Raw genomic sequence first — 24411 nt, forward strand, 5'->3', positions numbered from 1 at the left:
ATGTCCGCACCCGCCCCAGCGCCGAAACGAAAAACTGCCGTCGAGAAGACCGCCGACAAGGTGAGCGAAGTCAAGCAGGCCGCTTTGCTCAAGCACACGAAAGAGCAGATTAAGGCAATGCAGCTTTCGCTGTTCGACCTCGCGCCCTGGGGCGACGACATGCGGGCGATGCCGAACGACCTGGCGCGTGCTGCGCTCTTCACGACCAGGAACAAGAAGACCCCGCGTGAGGTGCGGCAGCAACACGTAATTTTTCACGTCAATAAGGACGTGCTCATCACCTATACCGGGATCGAGCTGCGGGCCGATGACGACGAGCTGGTTTGGCAGCAGGTTCTTGAATACGCGAAGCGTTCGCCGGTCGGTACGCCCGTTTCCTTCACGTTCTACGAGCTTTGCACAGACCTGGGCTGGGCGATCAACGGCCGGTACTACGACAAGGCCGAAGAGTGCCTGACGCGCCTGCAGGCGACCGCCATGCAGTTCAGTTCAGGCCGGATCGGCCGGCTTGAATCGGTGTCCCTGATCCATCGCTTCCGCGTGCTGGATCGCGGCAAGAAAACGTCGCGCTGCCAGGTCGAAATCGACGAGGAAATGGTAGTGCTTTTTGCCGGCGATCATTACTCGAAATTCGTGTGGGAAAAGTACCGCGAGCTGTCCCCTACTGCCCGGCGCATGTTCGATTACTTCGTCTCTCACAAGGAACCGTTCCCCTTGAAGCTGGAGACGTTCAGGCTGATGTGCGGGTCCGATTCCGCCAGGCTCAAGAAGTGGCGCGAGCAGACCGGCCAGGCGTGCGAAGAGTTGAGCCAGAGCGGGCTTATCAAGCTGTCATGGGTGCAGGGTGACTCGATCTACTGCCAGCGGTAGACCAGGTGGACATGCGACAGAGAACGGGGGCCTAGGCTCCCGTTTTTCATTGACAGATGAGGGGCGCAGCGGCGGCATGCAGACACTTGAGGGGCCAAGCCAGGGACGGGGAATTTTCGCGGGCGCGAAAACCGGCTATGTCGTGCTGCGCATCGAGCCACGTTCCGCGTCTCGACCCCTGCGGGCTTCCAGCGCCTTTCCGACGCTCACCGGGCCCATGCCCCTCGCCGCTGGGCTACAGGCCCGCCAGCGGGCCATACGACCGCCGCAAGCGGCCATCCAAGGCCGACCGATCCCTGCCCGGGGGCCAGGTGTGACTTCCAACGATCAACCCGACTGGCGCCGCACTTAAACGGCAGGTTTCCAGGTTGCCCTCGACTGCCGCACAAAACTGCGGACGACTGTTTGCTTTACCCCTCGGCACGCAACTGTCCAATGTGTTACGTTATAAGGTTATGGCAAAAAAACCAAAAGACATAACGCCACGATTCGGGATCGGGGAGTGGTTCGGCTTCAATCTGACGCAGCTTTCCGGGGAGGAACGCCGCCAGCTTGCCGCCGAAGTCCTCAAGCCGAAGAAAGAGCGAACCCCACAACCCTGCCCCTTTCAGGCGCGCAAAACAGGCGCTGTCTGCTCCAAGGATGGCGGGGTGTGTTCGCTCCGGCTCTACTCCTACAACACACACCCAGACAACGGCCGGGCGGTCGGTGTCCCTGTTGAGGGCAAGCAAGGCGACCTCCGCGCCACCTGCCCCTATCGCTTCCACGATGAACTCGACGTGTTCAAGTGGGTAGGCGAAACCATCCTTGGCGACCCTGACCCGCTGCTGGTCGGTGAAGTCGGCTTCCTCGAAGCCGGGGCATCGACCGACAGCGAAGGCGGCGATGACGTGGGCCGAATCGACATGGTTCTGGTCAGCTCCAAGACGCCCAAGGAAGCCCCGATGAATTGGGCTGCCCTTGAGATTCAGGCCGTCTATTTCAGCGGTAACGCCATGAAGGGCGAGTTTGAAGCCTTCAACGATGACGCCGTGGATTGGGTCATTTTCCCGGCCGGTCGTCGTCGCCCGGACTACCGCAGCAGCGGCCCCAAGCGCTTGATGCCGCAGCTTCAAATCAAAGTCCCCACGCTGCGCCGTTGGGGCAAGAAGATGGCCGTGGTCGTTGATCGCGCCTTCTTCGATTCCATCGGTGAGATGGACAACGTGGCCGACATATCCAATGCTGACATTGCATGGTTTATCGTCCGCTTTGAAGAGGTCGAAGGCCAGAAGCGCACGCGCATCGTGCGGGATGAAGTCCGCTACACCACGCTTGAGCGCTCGGTGGAAGGGCTGACGGGTGGCAAGCCGGTTCCTCTGCCGGTGTTTGAGACTCGCATCACTGACAAGATCGTTCACCCGGTGCCCATCACTGAGCCGGTCGAGGACGGTCTGCCGCTTGAGAACGGCAACGGCTCCGACGCCGCAAAATGACCACAAGTTGCTTGTTTGACAAGACCGTGAACATTCACGGGTCTTGACGCGCCTATACGTCCTTGTTACGCTCCGTGAATGTTCACGGAGAAAATAACAATGACAACCGACGCCACTGCATTACAACGGCAGAACCGCCGCATCGAACGCCTGAAAGAGCAAGGCGTCACCCGCGCCACGGTACTGGTTCACAGCGAATGCAAACCGGCCCTTGAAGGGCTGCGGCATCACTTCGTTGACCCCGACAAAGCGCAGGCGCTGGCCTCACTGGTTGAACAACTCCACGACAAGAAAGCCCCGACGAACGTTGCGCAGGTTCGCCAGCTCAGTCCGTTCCGCTATCCGGGCGGCAAGACGTGGCTTGTCCCAGAGGTGCGCAAGTGGCTGACGGCATCCAAGATCACGCCATCGGTGTTTGTGGAACCCTTCGCGGGTGGAGCAATGGCGGGCCTGTCGGCCGCCGCTGAGGGTTTGGCCGAACACGTCTTTCTGGGCGAACTGGACGACGATGTGGCCGCTGTCTGGCAAACCATCTTCCACGGCAAGCCCGCTGACGTGAAGTGGCTTTGCAAGCAGATCATCGACTTCGATGTGAACCTTGAGAACGTCCGGGAGATCCTCGACGGCAACCCCAAGAGCATTCGCGGCCGGGCCTTCCGAACCATCGTCAAAAACCGGATGCAGCGCGGCGGCATCATGGCCGCAGGCGCTGGCCTCGTTAAGACCGGAGAGGCCGGGCGCGGCCTCAATTCGCGCTGGTATCCCGAAACGCTGGCCCGTCGCATCGAAGCCTTGCAGGCCATGCGCGATCGGATCACCTTCGAGCAGGCCGACGCCTTCGAGGTGGTGCAGCGCTACGCTGATGATGCCAATGCGTTCTTCTTCGTTGATCCGCCGTACACCGCAGGCGGCAAGAAGGCCGGGGCACGGCTCTACACCCACAACGAAATCGACCATGAAGGGCTGTTCGCGCTCATGGCCTCGGTGCGTGGTTCAGTGATGCTGACCTATGACGACGCGCCCGAAGTGCGCTCGATGGCAGAGCGTCACGGCTTCCGCGTTGAGCCGGTGCCGATGAAGAACACCCACCATGAAGTCATCCGCGAGCTGTTGATCTTGAAGCCCTAGTTGGGGTCTCCTCGTTTTCAGTGCAATAAGTGACGGTACGCAAAGCTAGCACTGGCGCGGGGGTGGTCTGGGTAGACCGTTGATTTCATTGACTTTCCTGTTCGCTTTGTAAACGGGTATGGTGGCCTCCCACTTTTGAGGTTCACGATGCAGGGTTGGCACACAACGTTTTTGTGGATGCGTGGGCTCCCCCGCGATATCAGCGACTTCGAGATGAAGGCATTTTTCACCTTCGATGGTGCCGAGCGCGACGCAATCAATGCACGCCGAGGTGATTCCCACAAGCTTGGTCTGGCGCTCCATATTGGTTTCCTGCGCATGAGTGGGCGTTTGCTCGGTGCCTTTCGGGTAATTCCAGTAGCCTTGTGGCGCCACCTTGGCAACGAGCTTGGCATTGCAGCACCAGAAGTCGCCTCGCTGAGAGCCATGTATGAACGCGGGCGCACGCTATTCGATCACCAACAAGTAGCCTGCACGGTCCTTGGATTCCAGTGGATGAGCGAGCACCAGCGCCGCTCACTGGTACGTGAACTGCGCGACGAAGTGGCGCGCTGCGCCGACCGCGATCAGCTACTCGTGCGGGCGCGTCAATGGCTGTACAAGAACAAGCTGGTGATCGTGCACGAGCGGGCAATTCGGACACTGATTGCGGCGGCACTTGCCCAGCTTGAAGTTGAAACAGGCACCGCCATCGCCGCCAGCGTTGATCCAGCAACACTTGATCGCTGGCGAGCCTCAGTTTCAGAGCTGCGCCCAGATGGACAAACCCAGCAGAGTTGGCTATGGGCTGCACCGGCGAAACACTCAACCCGCCAAATCAGCGAGGTACTGGAGCGCATCGACCTGCTTTACACGCTGGACGTTCATAAGCACCTGGCAGACATCCCCGATCTCATCTTGCGCCGCTACGCGCGCCGACTTGTCTCCAGGCCGCCCTCAGCCGGAGCCAAGATCAAAGAGCCAGCGCGCACCGTGGAGGTCGCATGCTTTCTTCGGTATTGCCTGTTCACCACCACAGACCAGTTGATCCTTATGGTGCAGCGCCGGATCGCCGATCTGTGGCGTCAGGCTGCCGCCGATGTCCCCGCTACCGTCAATTGGGCCGCAATGTACAAAACGCTGCTCGGCGAACTTGTTGCCTTGAGCGCGCAAGGTGCGGTGCCAGATGCTGAGTTGCGTGCCCGTCTTGAAGCCTTGATCACCGAAACCCAGAAACGCAAACCACCGAGCAGGGCCTCCCTGGTCCGCGAGGGATTGATTGATGGAATTCGCCCCGTGCGGTCGTTGCTCGTCGCCATTGCAAAGCTGCCCTGGCAGGCCACCGGCGAGCATCCTGCCATCGAGTACCTTGCCAAGCTGCAAGCTTTATATCTCAAAGGATCCAGAAAGCTGCCAGTTGAAGTGGTGGCACCAAGTCTGGGAATGATCTGGCAGGTTTCGATCTCCAGCCCAGACCGGGAACGGGCGTTTCAGGCGTTGGAGGTGGCCACCCTGTTTGCCCTGCGCCGCGCGGTGCGCAATGGCTCGGTCTGGATTGAGCACAGCCTGAGCTTTCGGGGTCGTGCGCGCTTGTTCTTCACGGACGAGCGTTGGCAGGCAGAGTCCAAGAAACACTATGCCCGTCTATCGTTACCCAGCAAGGCTGCCACTTTCTTGAAGCCTTTGCTGGCCAGAGTAACTGCCGGTGTCGATGCGGTGGCCGCTGCAGCCCGCAGTGGCGTACTGCGCGTGGATGATGAACTCCATTTGTCGCCATTGCCCGCAGAGGACGAAGACCCAGAAGTGACCAAGCTGCGCGCGGCTTTGGATCACCGCATCGGTGAGGTTCAATTGCCGGAAGTGATTCTGGCCGTTGACGCCCAGGTGCGCTTTAGCTGGATCATGCTCGGACGTGAGCCGCGCTCTACCGACGAGCTGCTGATGGTCTATGCCGGCATCATGGCCCACGGCACCAGTCTGACTGCGGTCGAATGCGCGCGCATGATTCCGCAATTGTCTGCCACCAGCATTCGCCAGGCCATGCGCTGGGCGCGGGACGAACGGCGTCTGAGCCAGGCCTGCCAGGCTGTGCTGGAATTCATGCAGCGACACCCGATTGCCGCCACCTGGGGGCGGTCCGATTTGGCATCTTCTGACATGATGACCATGGAGACCACCAAACGGGTGTGGCAAGCCCGGCTTGATCCTCGGCGCAACACACCTTCCATTGGAATCTACTCCCATGTAAAAGACCGGTGGGGCATCTTCCATGCGCAGCCCTTTGTGCTCAATGAGCGCCAGGCGGGCGTGGCCATTGAAGGTGTCATCCGCCAAGAAAAGCTGGAGACCAGCCAGCTTGCTGTGGATACCCATGGCTACACCGACTTTGCCATGTCACATGCCCGTTTGCTTGGTTTTGATCTTTGCCCGCGGTTGAAGGAACTCAAACAGCGCCACCTCTTTGTGCCACGCGGCACCAAAGTGCCCGCAGAAATCGCTGCGGTGTGCGAAGCCAATGTCGACGTCGCTTTGATCGAAAAGCATTGGGATAGTCTGGTGCACCTGGCAGCCTCGGTCATGAGCGGACATGCCAGTGCGGTGGCAGCTCTTGCGCGGTTCGGTTCTGCCGCCCAGGGCGATCCAATCTATGAGGCTGGCGTGCAATTGGGGCGGTTGCTGCGTACGGCGTTTTTGGCTGACTACTTTGTCAAGGACGCTTTCAGGAACGAGTTGCGCCGGGTGCTCAATCGGGGCGAGGCTGTTAACGCCCTCAAGCGCGCCATTTATACCGGCCGGATCAGCCCGGCGCAGGCCAAACGTGTCGATGAAATGCAGGCTGTGGCCGATGCGTTGAGCCTGATGGCCAACATCGTGATGGCGTGGAATACCTCACAGATGCAGGCGGTCCTGGATCGCTGGTCGAACCGCCGCCAGGTCATTCCACCGGAACTGATCGGGAAGATTGCGCCCACCAGGCTGGAGAGCATCAACTTGCGGGGTGTGTTTCGCTTCCCGGTTGACCGCTATGCTGACCAAATCCTGCCTTCGCGGCCAAATGCATCGATAACTGGCACCAATGGATGAAACCGACCACGGTTTGACGCCACGAATCGCAGATTTGAAAGTGAACAGGAAAGTCAATGAAATCAACGATCTACCAACACCACCTCCGCGCCAGTGCTAGCTTTTCGTACCGTCACTTATTGCACTGAAAACGAGGAGACCCCGATTAGCGCCATCGAGCGCTGCCGCACGTCCGCGCTGGGTGGTCACGTCGAGCAGTGCGACGCCTGCGGGCACCAGCGCATCGCTTTCAACAGTTGCCGCAACAGGCACTGTCCGAAGTGCCAGTCGCTGGTGCGCGCCCAGTGGCTGCAGGACCGGCAGGCCGAACTGCTGCCGGTCGAGTACTTTCACATCGTCTTCACCGTACCGCAGGAGATTGCCGCCATCGCGTACCAGAACAAGGCCGTGGTGTACGACATCCTGTTTCACGCCACCTCTGAGACGCTGCGCACCATCGCCGCCGACCCCAAACATCTCGGAGCCGAGATCGGCTTCATCACCATCCTGCATACCTGGGGCCAGAACTTGCTGCATCACCCGCATCTGCACTGCGTCGTGCCCGGCGGTGGGGTGGCCCCGGACGGCAAGCGCTGGATCGCCTGCCGAGCGGGCTTCTTCCTGCCGGTGCGGGTGCTGTCGCGGCTGTTTCGCCGCCTGTTCCTGACACAGTTGCGCAGCGCCTTCGACAACGGGGAACTGCGCTTCTTCAACGGCCTGGCTGCGCTACAGGATTGCGATGCCTTCGCCAGCTACCTGGCGCCCGCAACCCAGGCCGAGTGGGTGGTCTACGCCAAGCCACCTTTCGGCGGGCCCGAGCAGGTCCTGAACTACCTCGGGCGCTACACCCATCGCGTGGCGATCTCCAACAACCGCCTGGTCGACTTCGCCGATGGCGAGGTGGCCTTTGCGTGGAAGGACTACCGCCACGAATCGCGCCACAAGGTCATGCGCCTGGATGCCCAGGAGTTCGTCCGCCGCTTCCTGCTGCATGTCCTGCCCCCTGGATTCCAGCGCATCCGCCACTATGGGCTCCTGGCCAACCGCTATCGCGAGACCAAGCTCGACCACTGTCGCCAGCTGCTGGCGGCACCCGCACCGGTCGTGGAGTTGCCCGATGCACCGCTGGACTATCGGGACCGCTATCAGCGCCTGACTGGCGTGTCTCTGCGCGACTGCCAGCATTGCGGTCGTGGCCAGATGGTGCGAATCGAATCCTTTCTGCCGGGAACCTTGCCGCGCGGTCCGCCGCCCATCCCCTCATGAACACAAGCCCGGCCTTCACCCCATGCGCTTCCAGATCCGTGTCGCGAAGCGATAGGTGTCCCTTTGCATGCTCACGCCCATCAATGGCGAGAGCCTCTCGCCACGCCCTCGTGGCAGCGCCAATGCACACGCCGCAGCCCCCCGTTCTTCGGTGCCAGCTCAACCCAGCGCTGCAATTTCCTCAGCCTTGCGCACCTGCGCCTCGCGCTTGGACAAGTCGGTGCTGATTCAATCCCCATAGCGCACCACCACCTGGACGGCGGTTTAGTTCAACGGGATCTTTAGCCTACCGGCTGCGGAACAGGCGTCGCGGGGTTGATCAGCGTCTGCGCGCCGCAGCCGCCAGGCTAAAGACTCTCTGCATTATGGAGAGCTTTCCATAAGCAGCGGTTGCTGCTGGTTGCGGGAGCGCCATGACTTCTCGCTCTTTGTACCCAAGCCGCCATCGGAGGGATACGCAGCCTCTGAGGCCCTATGTCCAGTTTTAGATACGGCCGACTTTGGGGAAATGTCGCTACTGCGCTTTGTCTCGAACGACGACGCCCCCAAGGCCCAACAGGTGCTATCGATCTCAAGGCATCCATGGACTATGAGTATCTTTGAACTGGAAGTTGAAAACTGTTTAGCGAAGCGGGTGAAGCCCACCTTCCAGAAGTCTACACCTGTCCTAGCGTCCGCACAGGAACCTTATGGGTAGCGCATATTGATTTCCTCAGGGTTCGCCACATTCAAAAATGCCAGTGCGAAGACCGAGAACGGATACCAACATCTGACCCCCGGTGTTTTAACTTTGTTTGAGGTTTCCCGGGAACGTCAAAGGCTTGAGTTGAGCAGGTTTGAAGAATCCACTTTTATTGAGCGAACACTTTGGGCCTGAATGCTCGCCAAGGCTGCAATCGTTCAAGGTCACGAGCGACCTGAAGCAAAACATCTTCACGCCCCATTCCCGCCACCATTTGAATGGGGACGGGCATCTCGTCATGCATGCCTGCTGGCAAGGTTAGCGCTGGCAGTCCGGTCATGTTGAACTGCGCCGTGAAAGGAATCGCATCGAAGAGCCGGTCGTACCAGCCATGAGCGTCGAGACTCGCATCGTTTTGATCCAGGTACCCAAGGGGCAGTGGCGTGCGTTTCAAGGCGGGCATCAAGATGATGTCGTAGCGCGTGAGAAATACGCCGAGACTTCGGGACATGGTGTTCATCACGGCAAACACATCCTCGATGTCCATCGCCGTCAATGCGTTGCCCGCCTGCGCGCAGGCCAGCGTCACTGCCTCAAGCACATCTGGCCCAGGTTCACGGCCCATAGCGGCTTTCAACCCATTGACCCCCACCGCAAGGAAAGACATCCACGCCGAAAAATTCGCGCGCATGAAAGCATCAACGTCATAGACAGGCGCCGTTTCCTCAATCACATGCCCCTGGGCCTCCAACAAGCGGGCGGTGCGCTGCAGCGCCTCGTCGATTTGCCGCTCCACCGCCGGCGCCTTGGGCCACTGCCGCACCAACGCTACTTTCAGTGGCCGGGTGTCGGAAGCAATCGCGCGCACGTAGGACTGGGTTGGCAAGGCGATGCCTTGGGTCGCGCCGATGTCGGGGCCTGCGACAGCATCGAGCAATGCCGCGCAATCGCGTACCGTTCGGGTCACGGCGAATTCGCAGGCCATACCGAGCACTGGCATCCCGTGGTAAGGGCCAAGAGGCGTTCGGCCCCGAGATGGTTTCAATCCGATCAGGCCGCAAGAGGCCGCTGGAATCCGTATGGAACCTGCGGCATCGTTGGCATGCGCCACGGGCACAATGCCAGCCGCTACAGCGGCCGCTGAACCCCCTGAAGAGCCGCCAGAAGAGCGATCGAGGTTGTAGGGGTTGCGGGTGGGCCCGTGAAGAACCGACTCGGTGGTGGCGTTGAAGCCGAACTCGGGCGTTGCTGTGATCCCGATGGTGTTGAGGCCCGCCTTGCGAAAGCGCGTGAACAGTTCACTGTCTGCCGGAGGAATGAACTCGCCCTTGGCCAGCATGCGGGTGCCCATCATTTGCGGCACGCCGCCTACCGCCAGAACCTGGTCCTTGACCAAAAATGGCACGCCAGCAAAAGCGCCCTCGCTGTCGCCCATCACTGGAGGGTCCAGCCTGCGGACAACGGCATTGATTGAACCGTTTACCGAATCGATTGCGCGGTTGGCACAGTCGGTGAGTTCTGCTCCGCTCACTTCTCCGGCTCTGACCAAATCGGCCAATCCAGTGGCGTCATGTGCGCTGTAGTCCTTCAAGTCCATGTCTCAAGCTCCTTATTTATGTCCTGTCACTTCAGGGCAAAGAGAGCTTGCAGCAAAGCGTCAATCTTTTGAATGATGCAAATGACCTATGGTGGCGAAGATCGGTCGGGGCTGGCCGAAGCAAGGACGGAGGCCAGCGTCGCTCGGTTGTGGACGCCCAGCTTGTCGTAGATTTGGCTCGTCTGATTGCGCACCGTAGCCGGGGAAATACCCAGATGGCGCGCGACGTGTTTATGGCTGAGGCCTTGGGTCAAGAGTGCTGCCACTTCCGCTTCGCGCGGGCTTAACCGACTGACCGGTGACAGGGGTCTGACGTGCACTCTCCGAAGTCCAGCGCCGTCGTCGACTTTGGCTGGCTTCGCGGTGATGACCAGTCCCAAATCATCAGCCACGAGTCGACCGGTGCGCGTCAGTGCCGTTCGGATGGCTGCCTGCAACTTATCGCGGACGGGGCCCTCAGCATCCATTCCCAAGGCAAGCAACCCGGCACCGCCAAAGACGCAGTGCCCGGCAGCGGAGACCAGCAGCTCAACACCCTCACCGCTAGTCGCGGCAGTCACGTCTGCCCGTTGGCGGATTTGTCGGTCCAACACCTCAACCGATGCGTACAGAAAATCGCGTTCTCCGTTGTGCCAGCGGCGCACGGACGATCCCCCATGGCGCAAACAGGCCAAGAACAATGAGCCTTGATGATCCGTTCGTATCTGGGTGGCTGTGGCGATGGACCCGATGCCATACCGATCCACCATCGCCATCATCCCGTCCGTCTGCACGGCTTGACTTCGCAGGTACGTGGCAACTCGTCTCGGGGCCTTGCGAATCTGATCAAGCAACAGATCTTCGTGGCTCATCGCCTGCCATGTTTGATAGAAGTCACCCGGCAGGTTCAGCGCAGCCGTGCCATGCATCACCGGGCCGGTATTGCTTGAGTTTGACGGCACGCCATTGCCCGCGCTTGAAGTCTCCCAGCCCAGGAACCCATACCAGGCCGAATCAAAGCCCAGCACCTTAGCCAGCCGCCTCACGCACCCATCCAGAGCAGAAAGCGGGGGCATTTCCTCTAGAAGTCGATCGACATCATTGAGGTAGGTCGAAAAGGTTCGAATGCTGCAGGTCAACAGCTGGCCCCCGTTGCTTAAGAATGGAAAGGAGTAGCACGCGTATCAATGTACTGGACTTCAACCGCTTCTGTAGACAATTATCATCTTCCAGTTCGAAGTTGTGACGTCTCCCCCATATCCGGACACTTTCAAACTGGAGTTGGACGGCTTCCGGCTTGTTGACCCGACCTCTTTTTGACGTACTCACTCGGGGTCAGGTCTGGGCGATGACAACATCTGACATTGGCAGGGCAACGCATGGCAGGCAATAGCCCATCGCTGATGAGTGGCCGCTGCCGAATTTACAGCGGTTGGGCGCCTCGCAGGATGACGAATGGCAGGTTTCGGCGGCGACTGTCATTGGGCTGCAAAACCTGACCGGCTGCAGTCAGCCTTTATGTACAGCTGTGCATAATGCAGAGAGTCTTTAGCCTGGCGGCTGCGGCGCGCAGACGCTGATCAACCCCGCGACGCCTGTTCCGCAGCCGGTAGGCTAAAGATCCCGTTGAACTAAACCGCCGTCCAGGTGGTGGTGCGCTATGGGGATTGAATCAGCACCGACTTGTCCAAGCGCGAGGCGCAGGTGCGCAAGGCTGAGGAAATTGCAGCGCTGGGTTGAGCTGGCACCGAAGAACGGGGGGCTGCGGCGTGTGCATTGGCGCTGCCACGAGGGCGTGGCGAGAGGCTCTCGCCATTGATGGGCGTGAGCATGCAAAGGGACACCTATCGCTTCGCGACACGGATCTGGAAGCGCATGGGGTGAAGGCCGGGCTTGTGTTCATGAGGGGATGGGCGGCGGACCGCGCGGCAAGGTTCCCGGCAGAAAGGATTCGATTCGCACCATCTGGCCACGACCGCAATGCTGGCAGTCGCGCAGAGACACGCCAGTCAGGCGCTGATAGCGGTCCCGATAGTCCAGCGGTGCATCGGGCAACTCCACGACCGGTGCGGGTGCCGCCAGCAGCTGGCGACAGTGGTCGAGCTTGGTCTCGCGATAGCGGTTGGCCAGGAGCCCATAGTGGCGGATGCGCTGGAATCCAGGGGGCAGGACATGCAGCAGGAAGCGGCGGACGAACTCCTGGGCATCCAGGCGCATGACCTTGTGGCGCGATTCGTGGCGGTAGTCCTTCCACGCAAAGGCCACCTCGCCATCGGCGAAGTCGACCAGGCGGTTGTTGGAGATCGCCACGCGATGGGTGTAGCGCCCGAGGTAGTTCAGGACCTGCTCGGGCCCGCCGAAAGGTGGCTTGGCGTAGACCACCCACTCGGCCTGGGTTGCGGGCGCCAGGTAGCTGGCGAAGGCATCGCAATCCTGTAGCGCAGCCAGGCCGTTGAAGAAGCGCAGTTCCCCGTTGTCGAAGGCGCTGCGCAACTGTGTCAGGAACAGGCGGCGAAACAGCCGCGACAGCACCCGCACCGGCAGGAAGAAGCCCGCTCGGCAGGCGATCCAGCGCTTGCCGTCCGGGGCCACCCCACCGCCGGGCACGACGCAGTGCAGATGCGGGTGATGCAGCAAGTTCTGGCCCCAGGTATGCAGGATGGTGATGAAGCCGATCTCGGCTCCGAGATGTTTGGGGTCGGCGGCGATGGTGCGCAGCGTCTCAGAGGTGGCGTGAAACAGGATGTCGTACACCACGGCCTTGTTCTGGTACGCGATGGCGGCAATCTCCTGCGGTACGGTGAAGACGATGTGAAAGTACTCGACCGGCAGCAGTTCGGCCTGCCGGTCCTGCAGCCACTGGGCGCGCACCAGCGACTGGCACTTCGGACAGTGCCTGTTGCGGCAACTGTTGAAAGCGATGCGCTGGTGCCCGCAGGCGTCGCACTGCTCGACGTGACCACCCAGCGCGGACGTGCGGCAGCGCTCGATGGCGCTAATCGGGGTCTCCTCGTTTTCAGTGCAATAAGTGACGGTACGAAAAGCTAGCACTGGCGCGGAGGTGGTGTTGGTAGATCGTTGATTTCATTGACTTTCCTGTTCACTTTCAAATCTGCGATTCGTGGCGTCAAACCGTGGTCGGTTTCATCCATTGGTGCCAGTTATCGATGCATTTGGCCGCGAAGGCAGGATTTGGTCAGCATAGCGGTCAACCGGGAAGCGAAACACACCCCGCAAGTTGATGCTCTCCAGCCTGGTGGGCGCAATCTTCCCGATCAGTTCCGGTGGAATGACCTGGCGGCGGTTCGACCAGCGATCCAGGACCGCCTGCATCTGTGAGGTATTCCACGCCATCACGATGTTGGCCATCAGGCTCAACGCATCGGCCACAGCCTGCATTTCATCGACACGTTTGGCCTGCGCCGGGCTGATCCGGCCGGTATAAATGGCGCGCTTGAGGGCGTTAACAGCCTCGCCCCGATTGAGCACCCGGCGCAACTCGTTCCTGAAAGCGTCCTTGACAAAGTAGTCAGCCAAAAACGCCGTACGCAGCAACCGCCCCAATTGCACGCCAGCCTCATAGATTGGATCGCCCTGGGCGGCAGAACCGAACCGCGCAAGAGCTGCCACCGCACTGGCATGTCCGCTCATGACCGAGGCTGCCAGGTGCACCAGACTATCCCAATGCTTTTCGATCAAAGCGACGTCGACATTGGCTTCGCACACCGCAGCGATTTCTGCGGGCACTTTGGTGCCGCGTGGCACAAAGAGGTGGCGCTGTTTGAGTTCCTTCAACCGCGGGCAAAGATCAAAACCAAGCAAACGGGCATGTGACATGGCAAAGTCGGTGTAGCCATGGGTATCCACAGCAAGCTGGCTGGTCTCCAGCTTTTCTTGGCGGATGACACCTTCAATGGCCACGCCCGCCTGGCGCTCATTGAGCACAAAGGGCTGCGCATGGAAGATGCCCCACCGGTCTTTTACATGGGAGTAGATTCCAATGGAAGGTGTGTTGCGCCGAGGATCAAGCCGGGCTTGCCACACCCGTTTGGTGGTCTCCATGGTCATCATGTCAGAAGATGCCAAATCGGACCGCCCCCAGGTGGCGGCAATCGGGTGTCGCTGCATGAATTCCAGCACAGCCTGGCAGGCCTGGCTCAGACGCCGTTCGTCCCGCGCCCAGCGCATGGCCTGGCGAATGCTGGTGGCAGACAATTGCGGAATCATGCGCGCGCATTCGACCGCAGTCAGACTGGTGCCGTGGGCCATGATGCCGGCATAGACCATCAGCAGCTCGTCGGTAGAGCGCGGCTCACGTCCGAGCATGATCCAGCTAAAGCGCACCTGGGCGTCAACGGCCAGAATCACTTCCGGCAATTGAACCTCACCGATGCGGTGATCCAAAGCCGCGCGCAGCTTGGTCACTTCTGGGTCTTCGTCCTCTGCGGGCAATGGCGACAAATGGAGTTCATCATCCACGCGCAGTACGCCACTGCGGGCTGCAGCGGCCACCGCATCGACACCGGCAGTTACTCTGGCCAGCAAAGGCTTCAAGAAAGTGGCAGCCTTGCTGGGTAACGATAGACGGGCATAGTGTTTCTTGGACTCTGCCTGCCAACGCTCGTCCGTGAAGAACAAGCGCGCACGACCCCGAAAGCTCAGGCTGTGCTCAATCCAGACCGAGCCATTGCGCACCGCGCGGCGCAGGGCAAACAGGGTGGCCACCTCCAACGCCTGAAACGCCCGTTCCCGGTCTGGGCTGGAGATCGAAACCTGCCAGATCATTCCCAGACTTGGTGCCACCACTTCAACTGGCAGCTTTCTGGATCCTTTGAGATATAAAGCTTGCAGCTTGGCAAGGTACTCGATGGCAGGATGCTCGCCGGTGGCCTGCCAGGGCAGCTTTGCAATGGCGACGAGCAACGACCGCACGGGGCGAATTCCATCAATCAATCCCTCGCGGACCAGGGAGGCCCTGCTCGGTGGTTTGCGTTTCTGGGTTTCGGTGATCAAGGCTTCAAGACGGGCACGCAACTCAGCATCTGGCACCGCACCTTGCGCGCTCAAGGCAACAAGTTCGCCGAGCAGCGTTTTGTACATTGCGGCCCAATTGACGGTAGCGGGGACATCGGCGGCAGCCTGACGCCACAGATCGGCGATCCGGCGCTGCACCATAAGGATCAACTGGTCTGTGGTGGTGAACAGGCAATACCGAAGAAAGCATGCGACCTCCACGGTGCGCGCTGGCTCTTTGATCTTGGCTCCGGCTGAGGGCGGCCTGGAGACAAGTCGGCGCGCGTAGCGGCGCAAGATGAGATCGGGGATGTCTGCCAGGTGCTTATGAACGTCCAGCGTGTAAAGCAGGTCGATGCGCTCCAGTACCTCGCTGATTTGGCGGGTTGAGTGTTTCGCCGGTGCAGCCCATAGCCAACTCTGCTGGGTTTGTCCATCTGGGCGCAGCTCTGAAACTGAGGCTCGCCAGCGATCAAGTGTTGCTGGATCAACGCTGGCGGCGATGGCGGTGCCTGTTTCAACTTCAAGCTGGGCAAGTGCCGCCGCAATCAGTGTCCGAATTGCCCGCTCGTGCACGATCACCAGCTTGTTCTTGTACAGCCATTGACGCGCCCGCACGAGTAGCTGATCGCGGTCGGCGCAGCGCGCCACTTCGTCGCGCAGTTCACGTACCAGTGAGCGGCGCTGGTGCTCGCTCATCCACTGGAATCCAAGGACCGTGCAGGCTACTTGTTGGTGATCGAATAGCGTGCGCCCGCGTTCATACATGGCTCTCAGCGAGGCGACTTCTGGTGCTGCAATGCCAAGCTCGTTGCCAAGGTGGCGCCACAAGGCTACTGGAATTACCCGAAAGGCACCGAGCAAACGCCCACTCATGCGCAGGAAACCAATATGGAGCGCCAGACCAAGCTTGTGGGAATCACCTCGGCGTGCATTGATTGCGTCGCGCTCGGCACCATCGAAGGTGAAAAATGCCTTCATCTCGAAGTCGCTGATATCGCGGGGGAGCCCACGCATCCACAAAAACGTTGTGTGCCAACCCTGCATCGTGAACCTCAAAAGTGGGAGGCCACCATACCCGTTTACAAAGCGAACAGGAAAGTCAATGAAATCAACGGTCTACCCAGACCACCCCCGCGCCAGTGCTAGCTTTGCGTACCGTCACTTATTGCACTGAAAACGAGGAGACCCCAGCATGGCGTTCACCGAGCAGGCGCACAACGTGGTGCTGGTGGGTGGCCCCGGCACGGGCAAGACGCATCTGGCCACGGCCATCGGCGTGGCGGGCATCACGCGCCATGGCTCACGCGTGCGGTTTTACTCCACGGTGGACCTGGTCAACGCACTGGAGCAGGAGAAGGCCCAAGGCAAGGCAGGCCGCATCGCAGCGAGCTTGCAGCGCATGGACCTGGTCATCCTTGATGAGCTGGGCTACCTGCCCTTCAGCCAGGCAGGCGGCGCCTTGCTGTTCCACCTGCTGAGCAAGCTCTACGAGCAGACCAGCGTGATGATCACCACCAACCTGGACTTCAAGGAATGGTCCAGCGTGTTCGGCGATGCCAAGATGACCACGGCACTGCTGGATCGACTCACGCACCACTGCCACATCGTCGAGACGGGCAACGAGTCCCACAGGTTCATGCACAGCACAGCCGTGGCCAAGAAACGCATCAAGGCACGCGAACAGGCCAAGAAGGCTGAGCCGTTCTGAGCGGTTCAAGGGCAAGCCGCTACGGGCTTCGCCCTGCGCGGCTTACCCTCAACGGACGACCACCGAGCTCGATCACCAAGGAGACCAAAACCGACCCAAGGCACTACACTTATCCACAGCCGACCTTCACAGGTTGGCCATTAGCCCTGGCTCAAAATTCAATCGGCACGGTGGCTCAATTTTGAATCGGCGCCAACACGTTGAGCGCCTGCCGGTGGGTGGCCGGCGCCACTTGCTTCTCGGTGGCGAGCATGGTCAGAAAACCCTCGACTTCAGCTTGCCCCATTTCGCGCGGATGTCGAAACCCACCATGGCTGCGGGCCGTCCACAACACAAATGCCTTGGCCCAGTAGACATAAGCCTTCTCGGTCTGTAGGCTGTAATGCAGGTAGCGAACCCGTTCGCGCACCTGATCGAGCAGCTTGATGGATCGGGGAGGGACCCAGTCAGGTTTGTCATTTCTGTTATACCTGTTCATGCATCCAGTATGATGCTTTACAGAATTGATTTCAAACACTTTTTTTGGGTGCCGTGCGACATTGTTTAACGACCACGGTTGTGGGTATCCGGTGTTTGGTCAGATAAACCATAAGTTAGATGCTTTGCTGTGCGCACAAATTTCGGCCAGCAACAAGACTGTTTGTTTTCTTAAATCGAACCTAAAATTTCTTCGCGGAACTCCATGGAGAAATATTTTGAAAAATTGGTTATTTCTGGCTACGGCCATTATTTCTGAGGTCATTGCAACCTCTGCGCTCAAGTCTAGTGAGGGCTTTACTAGGTTAGTACCGTCTTTTATCGTCGTAGCGGGATACGCTGCTGCTTTTTATTTCCTGTCGCTGACACTCAAATCGATTCCTGTTGGAATCGCCTACGCAGTTTGGTCGGGCCTCGGGATCGTCTTGGTCACTGCGATTGCATGGGTTTTGCATGGTCAAAAACTAGATATGTGGGGATTTGTTGGTGTCGGCTTCATTATCAGCGGCGTTGCTGTGCTCAACTTGCTATCTAAGGCAAGTGTTCACTAAAACGGTCGCATCTAACCATTCCGTCGAGAGGGACCGCCCACAAGCTGCGCTTGCGGGTTCCCTTCGCGGCTTCGCCGCTACGGCGGCCCCTCACGTCAAACGTTGAGCGACTGCTTACCCGTTTGACGGTCGGCCGCTCCTGGCCGGGAGCCGAAACCCAGAGTTGGGGCGTCAACCTGATCTATACCCTATCCTGATGTCAGGAGAAGCCACCCAGCAACGTCAGAATAGAGTTAACTTTTGTGTTTCTTGACACCTGCGGCGAAAGGTCATAGATTTCTTCCTGACACTTTCGTATTTGGAGGTATCTTGCAGGGTCAACGCATCGGCTACGTCCGGGTCAGCAGCTTCGACCAGAACCCGGAGCGGCAACTGGAGCATGTCGAAGTCGGCAGGGTGTTCACCGACAAGGCGTCGGGCAAGGACACCCAGCGGCCCGAGCTTGATTCGCTGCTGGCCTTCGTGCGCGAAGGCGACACCGTGGTGGTTCACAGCATGGATCGCTTGGCGCGCAACCTCGATGACTTGCGCCGCCTCGTACAAAAGCTGACCAAGCGCGGCGTGCGCATCGAGTTCGTCAAGGAAAGCCTGACCTTCACCGGCGAGGATTCACCGATGGCGAACCTGATGCTGTCGGTCATGGGGGCGTTCGCCGAATTCGAGCGGGCCTTGATCCGCGAGCGGCAGAGGGAAGGCATCGCGCTCGCCAGACAGCGCGGAGCCTACCGGGGCCGCAAGAAAGCGCTGTCGCCAGAACAGGTAGCCGAGCTGCGGCAGCGGGCCGCCGCCGGCGAACAAAAAGCGAAGCTGGCACGTGAATTTGGTGTCAGCCGGGAGACCCTGTATCAATACTTGAGATTGGATCAATAAATATGCCTCGTCGTTCCATACTGTCCGCCGCCGAGCGGGAAAGCCTGCTGGCGTTGCCGGACACCAAGGACGACCTAATTCGACATTACACGTTCAGCGATACCGATCTCTCCATTATCCGGCAGCGGCGCGGGCCTGCGAATCGCTTGGGCTTTGCCGTCCAGCTCTGCTACCTGCGCTTTCCCGGAATCTTCCTTGGTGTCGATCAGGCGCCGTCTTTGCCCCTACTGAAACTGGTCGCCGACCAGCTCAAGGTCGGCGTCGAAAGCTGGGACGACTACGGGCAGCGGGAGCAGACCCGGCGCGAGCACCTGGTCGAACTGCAAACGGTGTTCGGCTTCCAGCCGTTCACGATGAGCCACTACCGGCAGGCCGTGCACACGCTGACCGAGCTGGCCATGCAAACCGACAAAGGCATCGTGCTGGCCAGTGCACTGATTGAGCATCTGCGGCGGCAGTCGATCATCCTGCCCGCACTCAACGCCATTGAGCGCGCCAGTGCCGAGGCCATTACCCGCGCCAACCGGCGTATCTACGAAGCGCTGTCCGAACCATTGTCGAACGGGCACAGGCATCGCCTCGACGATTTGCTGAAACGCCGCGACAACGGCAAGACGACCTGGCTGGCCTGGCTGCGCCAGTCGCCCGCCAAACCGAACTCGCGCCACATGCTCGAACACATTGAGCGCCTCAAAGCCTGGTAGGCGCTCGATCTGCCGCCCGGCAGCGAGCGGTTGGTTCACCAGAATCGCTTGCTCAAGATCGCCCGTGAGGGCGGCCAGATGACGCCTGCCGACCTGTCCAAGTTCGAGCCGCAACGGCGCTACGCCACTCTCGTGGCGCTGGCCATCGAGGGCATGGCTACGGTCACCGACGAAATCATCGACCTGCACGACCGCATCCTGGGCAAGCTGTTCAACGCCGCCAAAAACAAACATCAGCAGCAGTTCCAGGCATCCGGCAAGGCTATCAACGCCAAGGTGCGCCTGTACGGGCGCATTGGGCAGGCGCTGATCGACGCCAAGCAGTCGGGCCGCGACCCGTTCGCTGCCATCGAGGCCGTCATGTCCTGGGATGCCTTCGCCGAGAGCGTCACTGAGGCGCAAAAGCTCGCGCAGCCCGATGACTTCGATTTCCTGCACCGTATCGGCGAGAGCTACGCCACCTTGCGCCGCTACGCGCCGGAATTCCTCGACGTGCTCAAGCTGCGAGCCGCGCCCGCCGCCAAGGACGTGCTGGACGCCATCGAGGTGCTGCGCGGCATGAACACCGACAACGCCCGCAAAGTGCCTGCCGATGCCCCGACCGACTTCATCAAGCCGCGCTGGCAGAAGCTGGTGATGACTGACGCGGGTATCGACCGGCGCTACTACGAGCTGTGCGCGCTGTCCGAGCTGAAGAACTCGCTGCGCTCGGGCGACATCTGGGTGCAGGGATCGCGCCAGTTCAAGGACTTCGAGGACTACCTGGTGCCGCCCGCGAAGTTCGCCAGCCTCAAGCAGTCCAGCGCATTGCCGCTGGCCGTGGCCACCGACTGCGACCAGTACCTGCACGACCGCCTGACGCTGCTTGAAGCGCAGCTTGCCACGGTCAACCGCATGGCAGCGGCCAACGACCTGCCGAATGCGATCATCACCGAGTCGGGCCTGAAGATCACGCCGCTGGATGCGGCGGTACCCGACACCGCGCAGGCGCTGATCGACCAGACAGCCATGATCCTGCCACACGTCAAGATCACCGAACTGCTGCTCGAAGTCGATGAGTGGACGGGCTTCACCCGCCACTTCACGCACCTGAAATCGGGCGATCTGGCCAAGGACAAAAATCTGCTGTTGACCACCATCCTGGCCGACGCGATCAACCTGGGCCTGACCAAGATGGCCGAGTCCTGCCCCGGCACGACCTACGCCAAGCTCGCCTGGCTACAAGCCTGGCATACCCGCGACGAAACCTATTCGACAGCGCTGGCCGAGTTGGTGAACGCCCAATTCCGGCATCCCTTCGCCGAACACTGGGGCGACGGCACCACGTCATCGTCGGACGGCCAGAACTTCCGAACCGGGAGCAAGGCCGAGAGTACCGGTCACATCAACCCGAAATATGGCAGCAGCCCTGGGCGAACCTTCTACACCCATATATCCGACCAGTACGCGCCGTTCCACACCAAGGTGGTCAATGTCGGCGTGCGCGACTCGACCTATGTACTTGACGGCCTGCTGTACCACGAGTCCGACCTGCGCATCGAGGAACACTACACCGACACGGCAGGCTTCACCGATCACGTCTTTGCCCTGATGCATCTCCTGGGCTTCCGCTTTGCGCCGCGCATCCGTGACCTGGGCGACACCAAGCTGTTCATCCCCAAGGGGGATACCGCCTATGACGCGCTCAAACCGATGATTAGCAGCGACAGGCTGAACATCAAGGCTATTCGTGCCCACTGGGATGAAATTCTGCGGCTGGCCACCTCGATCAAGCAGGGCACGGTGACAGCCTCGCTGATGCTTCGGAAACTCGGCAGCTATCCGCGCCAGAACGGCTTAGCCGTCGCCCTGCGCGAGCTGGGGCGCATCGAACGCACGCTGTTCATCCTGGACTGGTTGCAAAGCGTGGAGCTGCGCCGCCGCGTCCACGCCGGACTCAACAAGGGCGAAGCGCGCAACGCGCTGGCCCGCGCCGTATTCTTCAATCGGCTGGGCGAAATCCGCGACCGCAGCTTCGAGCAGCAGCGCTACCGGGCCAGCGGCCTCAACCTGGTCACGGCGGCCGTCGTGTTGTGGAACACGGTCTATTTGGAGCGCGCAGCACATGCGTTGCGTGGCAACGGGCATGCTGTCGATGACACGCTATTGCAATACCTGTCGCCGCTCGGCTGGGAGCACATCAACCTGACCGGCGATTACCTCTGGCGCAGCAGCGCAAAGATCGGCGCGGGCAAGTTCAGGCCGCTACGACCGTTGCAACCGGCTTAGCGTGCTTTATTTTCCGTTTTCTGAGATGACCCCTGATAGTGCCCCTTGGCCAGGCGGTCGATGTGAAGGGTGAGGCTCAGTGCGTGCGTTGCGGGCATGGTGGAGTAACCAGGTGGTGTGCTTGGGCGGGGTAGGGCGACGTGGCTTTATGTTGCCACAGGCCTGGTCCGGTTCGATTGCGGGGCCCGAGTCCTTCCCCTAAGATCGGCTCGTTCGGTTCTTCCGTCCGCAGGTCTTAGCGCTTGCATTTAACTGTCAACCCCAGCGGGAATTCACATTCCCGCAAGGGGTAGTGGGTTCCCGCTCCTCTTTTGGAGTACCCACATGAACGCACCCGCCGTTCTCAACATCAAACAGACGCAAGCCAACGGCATCGTCTGTGTCTCTCTGGACATCCACCTCTGGTCTGGCCGCAAGCGTCTCCGCAAGGAAAACTTGCTGGCCAAGAACCCGGAGCTGGGGTCTCCTCGTTTTCAGTGCAATAAGTGACGGTACGCAAAGCTAGCACTGGCGCGGGGGTGGTCTGGGTAGACCGTTGATTTCATTGACTTTCCTGTTCGCTTTGTAAACGGGTATGGTGGCCTCCCACTTTTGAGGTTCACGATGCAGGGTTGGCACACAACGTTTTTGGGGATGCGTGGGCTCCCCCGCGATATCAGCGACTTCGAGATGAAGGCATTTTTCACCTTCGATGGTGCCGAGCGCGACGCAATCAATGCACGCCGAGGTGATTCCCACAAGCTTGGTCTGGCGCTCCATATTGGTTTCCTGCGCATGAGTGGGCGTTTGCTCGGTGCCTTTCGGGTAATTCCAGTAGCCTTGTGGCGCCACCTTGGCAACGAGCTTGGCATTGCAGCACCAGAAGTCGCCTCGCTGAGAGCCATGTATGAACGCGGGCGCACGCTATTCGATCACCAACAAGTAGCCTGCACGGTCCTTGGATTCCAGTGGATGAGCGAGCACCAGCGCCGCTCACTGGTACGTGAACTGCGCGACGAAGTGGCGCGCTGCGCCGACCGCGATCAGCTACTCGTGCGGGCGCGTCAATGGCTGTACAAGAACAAGCTGGTGATCGTGCACGAGCGGGCAATTCGGACACTGATTGCGGCGGCACTTGCCCAGCTTGAAGTTGAAACAGGCACCGCCATCGCCGCCAGCGTTGATCCAGCAACACTTGATCGCTGGCGAGCCTCAGTTTCAGAGCTGCGCCCAGATGGACAAACCCAGCAGAGTTGGCTATGGGCTGCACCGGCGAAACACTCAACCCGCCAAATCAGCGAGGTACTGGAGCGCATCGACCTGCTTTACACGCTGGACGTTCATAAGCACCTGGCAGACATCCCCGATCTCATCTTGCGCCGCTACGCGCGCCGACTTGTCTCCAGGCCGCCCTCAGCCGGAGCCAAGATCAAAGAGCCAGCGCGCACCGTGGAGGTCGCATGCTTTCTTCGGTATTGCCTGTTCACCACCACAGACCAGTTGATCCTTATGGTGCAGCGCCGGATCGCCGATCTGTGGCGTCAGGCTGCCGCCGATGTCCCCGCTACCGTCAATTGGGCCGCAATGTACAAAACGCTGCTCGGCGAACTTGTTGCCTTGAGCGCGCAAGGTGCGGTGCCAGATGCTGAGTTGCGTGCCCGTCTTGAAGCCTTGATCACCGAAACCCAGAAACGCAAACCACCGAGCAGGGCCTCCCTGGTCCGCGAGGGATTGATTGATGGAATTCGCCCCGTGCGGTCGTTGCTCGTCGCCATTGCAAAGCTGCCCTGGCAGGCCACCGGCGAGCATCCTGCCATCGAGTACCTTGCCAAGCTGCAAGCTTTATATCTCAAAGGATCCAGAAAGCTGCCAGTTGAAGTGGTGGCACCAAGTCTGGGAATGATCTGGCAGGTTTCGATCTCCAGCCCAGACCGGGAACGGGCGTTTCAGGCGTTGGAGGTGGCCACCCTGTTTGCCCTGCGCCGCGCGGTGCGCAATGGCTCGGTCTGGATTGAGCACAGCCTGAGCTTTCGGGGTCGTGCGCGCTTGTTCTTCACGGACGAGCGTTGGCAGGCAGAGTCCAAGAAACACTATGCCCGTCTATCGTTACCCAGCAAGGCTGCCACTTTCTTGAAGCCTTTGCTGGCCAGAGTAACTGCCGGTGTCGATGCGGTGGCCGCTGCAGCCCGCAGTGGCGTACTGCGCGTGGATGATGAACTCCATTTGTCGCCATTGCCCGCAGAGGACGAAGACCCAGAAGTGACCAAGCTGCGCGCGGCTTTGGATCACCGCATCGGTGAGGTTCAATTGCCGGAAGTGATTCTGGCCGTTGACGCCCAGGTGCGCTTTAGCTGGATCATGCTCGGACGTGAGCCGCGCTCTACCGACGAGCTGCTGATGGTCTATGCCGGCATCATGGCCCACGGCACCAGTCTGACTGCGGTCGAATGCGCGCGCATGATTCCGCAATTGTCTGCCACCAGCATTCGCCAGGCCATGCGCTGGGCGCGGGACGAACGGCGTCTGAGCCAGGCCTGCCAGGCTGTGCTGGAATTCATGCAGCGACACCCGATTGCCGCCACCTGGGGGCGGTCCGATTTGGCATCTTCTGACATGATGAGCATGGAGACTGGGTATTCCGGAGCATCGTGACCGCTCATTCCGGGCCATCGTGACCGAGTATTCCGCTCGAACGTGACCGACGATTCTGGGCTCAACGTGACCGATTTCCGGGTAGCCCGGAATCCCCGGTCACGATGGCGGAATCGATGGTCACGGCAGCGGAACGCTGCCGTATGT

10 protein-coding genes and 6 pseudogenes are annotated in these 24411 nt (G+C 60.2%); 11 read left to right on the forward strand and 5 right to left on the reverse strand.

The features are described from left to right. From trfA to WDLP6_RS34635, 5 genes and pseudogenes are all read left to right on the forward strand, one after another. A partial coding sequence (trfA, locus tag WDLP6_RS34615) for a plasmid replication initiator TrfA (protein ID WP_015063508.1) occupies window positions 1-870 on the forward strand: 870 nt, incomplete at its 5' end. A 368-nt stretch (window positions 871-1238) separates the two neighbouring features. Further along, window positions 1239-2345, forward strand: coding sequence for a NotI family restriction endonuclease (locus tag WDLP6_RS34620; RefSeq protein ID WP_162572156.1), 1107 nt, complete (start codon window positions 1239-1241; stop codon window positions 2343-2345). 99 nt (window positions 2346-2444) lie between these two features. Continuing rightward, entirely contained in the window at window positions 2445-3473 is a 1029-nt protein-coding gene (locus WDLP6_RS34625; protein ID WP_162572157.1) for a DNA adenine methylase, read from the forward strand. 147 nt (window positions 3474-3620) lie between these two features. Beyond that, on the forward strand, window positions 3621-6536 hold the full coding sequence (locus WDLP6_RS34630) for a Tn3-like element IS1071 family transposase (RefSeq protein ID WP_162590687.1): 2916 nt from the start codon (window positions 3621-3623) through the stop codon (window positions 6534-6536). Window positions 6537-6659: 123 nt separating this feature from the next. Further along, window positions 6660-7781, forward strand: a pseudogene (locus WDLP6_RS34635) (IS91 family transposase); the annotation flags it as partial. An 851-nt stretch (window positions 7782-8632) separates the two neighbouring features. On the opposite strand, the gene WDLP6_RS34640 reads toward WDLP6_RS34635, so the two are convergent. The 4 genes and pseudogenes from WDLP6_RS34640 to WDLP6_RS34655 form a co-directional block, all read right to left on the reverse strand. Further along, on the reverse strand, window positions 8633-10060 hold the full coding sequence (locus WDLP6_RS34640) for an amidase (RefSeq protein WP_162572158.1): 1428 nt from the start codon (window positions 10058-10060) through the stop codon (window positions 8633-8635). Between the two features lie 86 nt (window positions 10061-10146). Next, window positions 10147-11178, reverse strand: coding sequence for a helix-turn-helix transcriptional regulator (locus WDLP6_RS34645; protein ID WP_162577738.1), 1032 nt, complete (start codon window positions 11176-11178; stop codon window positions 10147-10149). Window positions 11179-11938: 760 nt separating this feature from the next. Next, window positions 11939-13060 (reverse strand): annotated as a pseudogene (locus WDLP6_RS34650) (IS91 family transposase); the annotation flags it as partial. 123 nt (window positions 13061-13183) lie between these two features. Further along, window positions 13184-16099: a Tn3-like element IS1071 family transposase gene (locus WDLP6_RS34655; protein ID WP_162590687.1), complete on the reverse strand. Its 2916-nt coding sequence runs from the start codon at window positions 16097-16099 to the stop codon at window positions 13184-13186. 151 nt (window positions 16100-16250) lie between these two features. Between WDLP6_RS34655 and istB the strand changes: the two are divergent. After that, window positions 16251-16763, forward strand: a pseudogene (istB, locus tag WDLP6_RS34660) (IS21-like element helper ATPase IstB); the annotation flags it as partial. A gap of 193 nt (window positions 16764-16956) precedes the next feature. Here istB and WDLP6_RS34665 read toward each other — a convergent pair. Continuing rightward, a pseudogene (locus WDLP6_RS34665) lies at window positions 16957-17241 on the reverse strand (phage integrase N-terminal SAM-like domain-containing protein); the annotation flags it as partial. 217 nt (window positions 17242-17458) lie between these two features. Here WDLP6_RS34665 and qacG2 point away from each other — a divergent pair. From qacG2 to WDLP6_RS34690, 5 genes and pseudogenes are all read left to right on the forward strand, one after another. Beyond that, window positions 17459-17791 (forward strand): quaternary ammonium compound efflux SMR transporter QacG2, encoded by a 333-nt coding sequence (gene qacG2 / locus WDLP6_RS34670; RefSeq protein WP_162572169.1) that lies wholly within the window; start codon window positions 17459-17461, stop codon window positions 17789-17791. A 309-nt stretch (window positions 17792-18100) separates the two neighbouring features. Then, entirely contained in the window at window positions 18101-18661 is a 561-nt protein-coding gene (locus tag WDLP6_RS34675) for a recombinase family protein (protein ID WP_108499742.1), read from the forward strand. A gap of 2 nt (window positions 18662-18663) precedes the next feature. After that, window positions 18664-21633, forward strand: a pseudogene (locus WDLP6_RS34680) (Tn3 family transposase). A gap of 324 nt (window positions 21634-21957) precedes the next feature. Continuing rightward, the gene (locus tag WDLP6_RS34685; RefSeq protein WP_162572161.1) at window positions 21958-22122 is read left to right on the forward strand and encodes a DUF3150 domain-containing protein; all 165 of its coding nucleotides are present in this window, start codon (window positions 21958-21960) and stop codon (window positions 22120-22122) included. 114 nt (window positions 22123-22236) lie between these two features. After that, a pseudogene (locus WDLP6_RS34690) lies at window positions 22237-24243 on the forward strand (Tn3-like element IS1071 family transposase); the annotation flags it as partial. Between the last annotated feature and the right edge of the window lie 168 nt (window positions 24244-24411).

Source organism: Variovorax sp. PBL-E5 (assembly GCF_901827185.1).
In the GTDB taxonomy this organism is placed as follows: domain Bacteria; phylum Pseudomonadota; class Gammaproteobacteria; order Burkholderiales; family Burkholderiaceae_C; genus Variovorax.

What these genes read in the sequence shown, in the direction of transcription:
- WDLP6_RS34625 (WP_162572157.1), top strand. Translation starts at nt 2,445, where the DNA reads ATGACAACCGACGCCACTGCATTACAACGGCAGAACCGCCGCATCGAA.
- WDLP6_RS34630 (WP_162590687.1), top strand. Translation starts at nt 3,621, where the DNA reads ATGCAGGGTTGGCACACAACGTTTTTGTGGATGCGTGGGCTCCCCCGC.
- WDLP6_RS34640 (WP_162572158.1), bottom strand. Translation starts at nt 10,060, where the DNA reads ATGGACTTGAAGGACTACAGCGCACATGACGCCACTGGATTGGCCGAT.
- WDLP6_RS34655 (WP_162590687.1), bottom strand. Translation starts at nt 16,099, where the DNA reads ATGCAGGGTTGGCACACAACGTTTTTGTGGATGCGTGGGCTCCCCCGC.
- WDLP6_RS34685 (WP_162572161.1), top strand. Translation starts at nt 21,958, where the DNA reads ATGAACGCACCCGCCGTTCTCAACATCAAACAGACGCAAGCCAACGGC.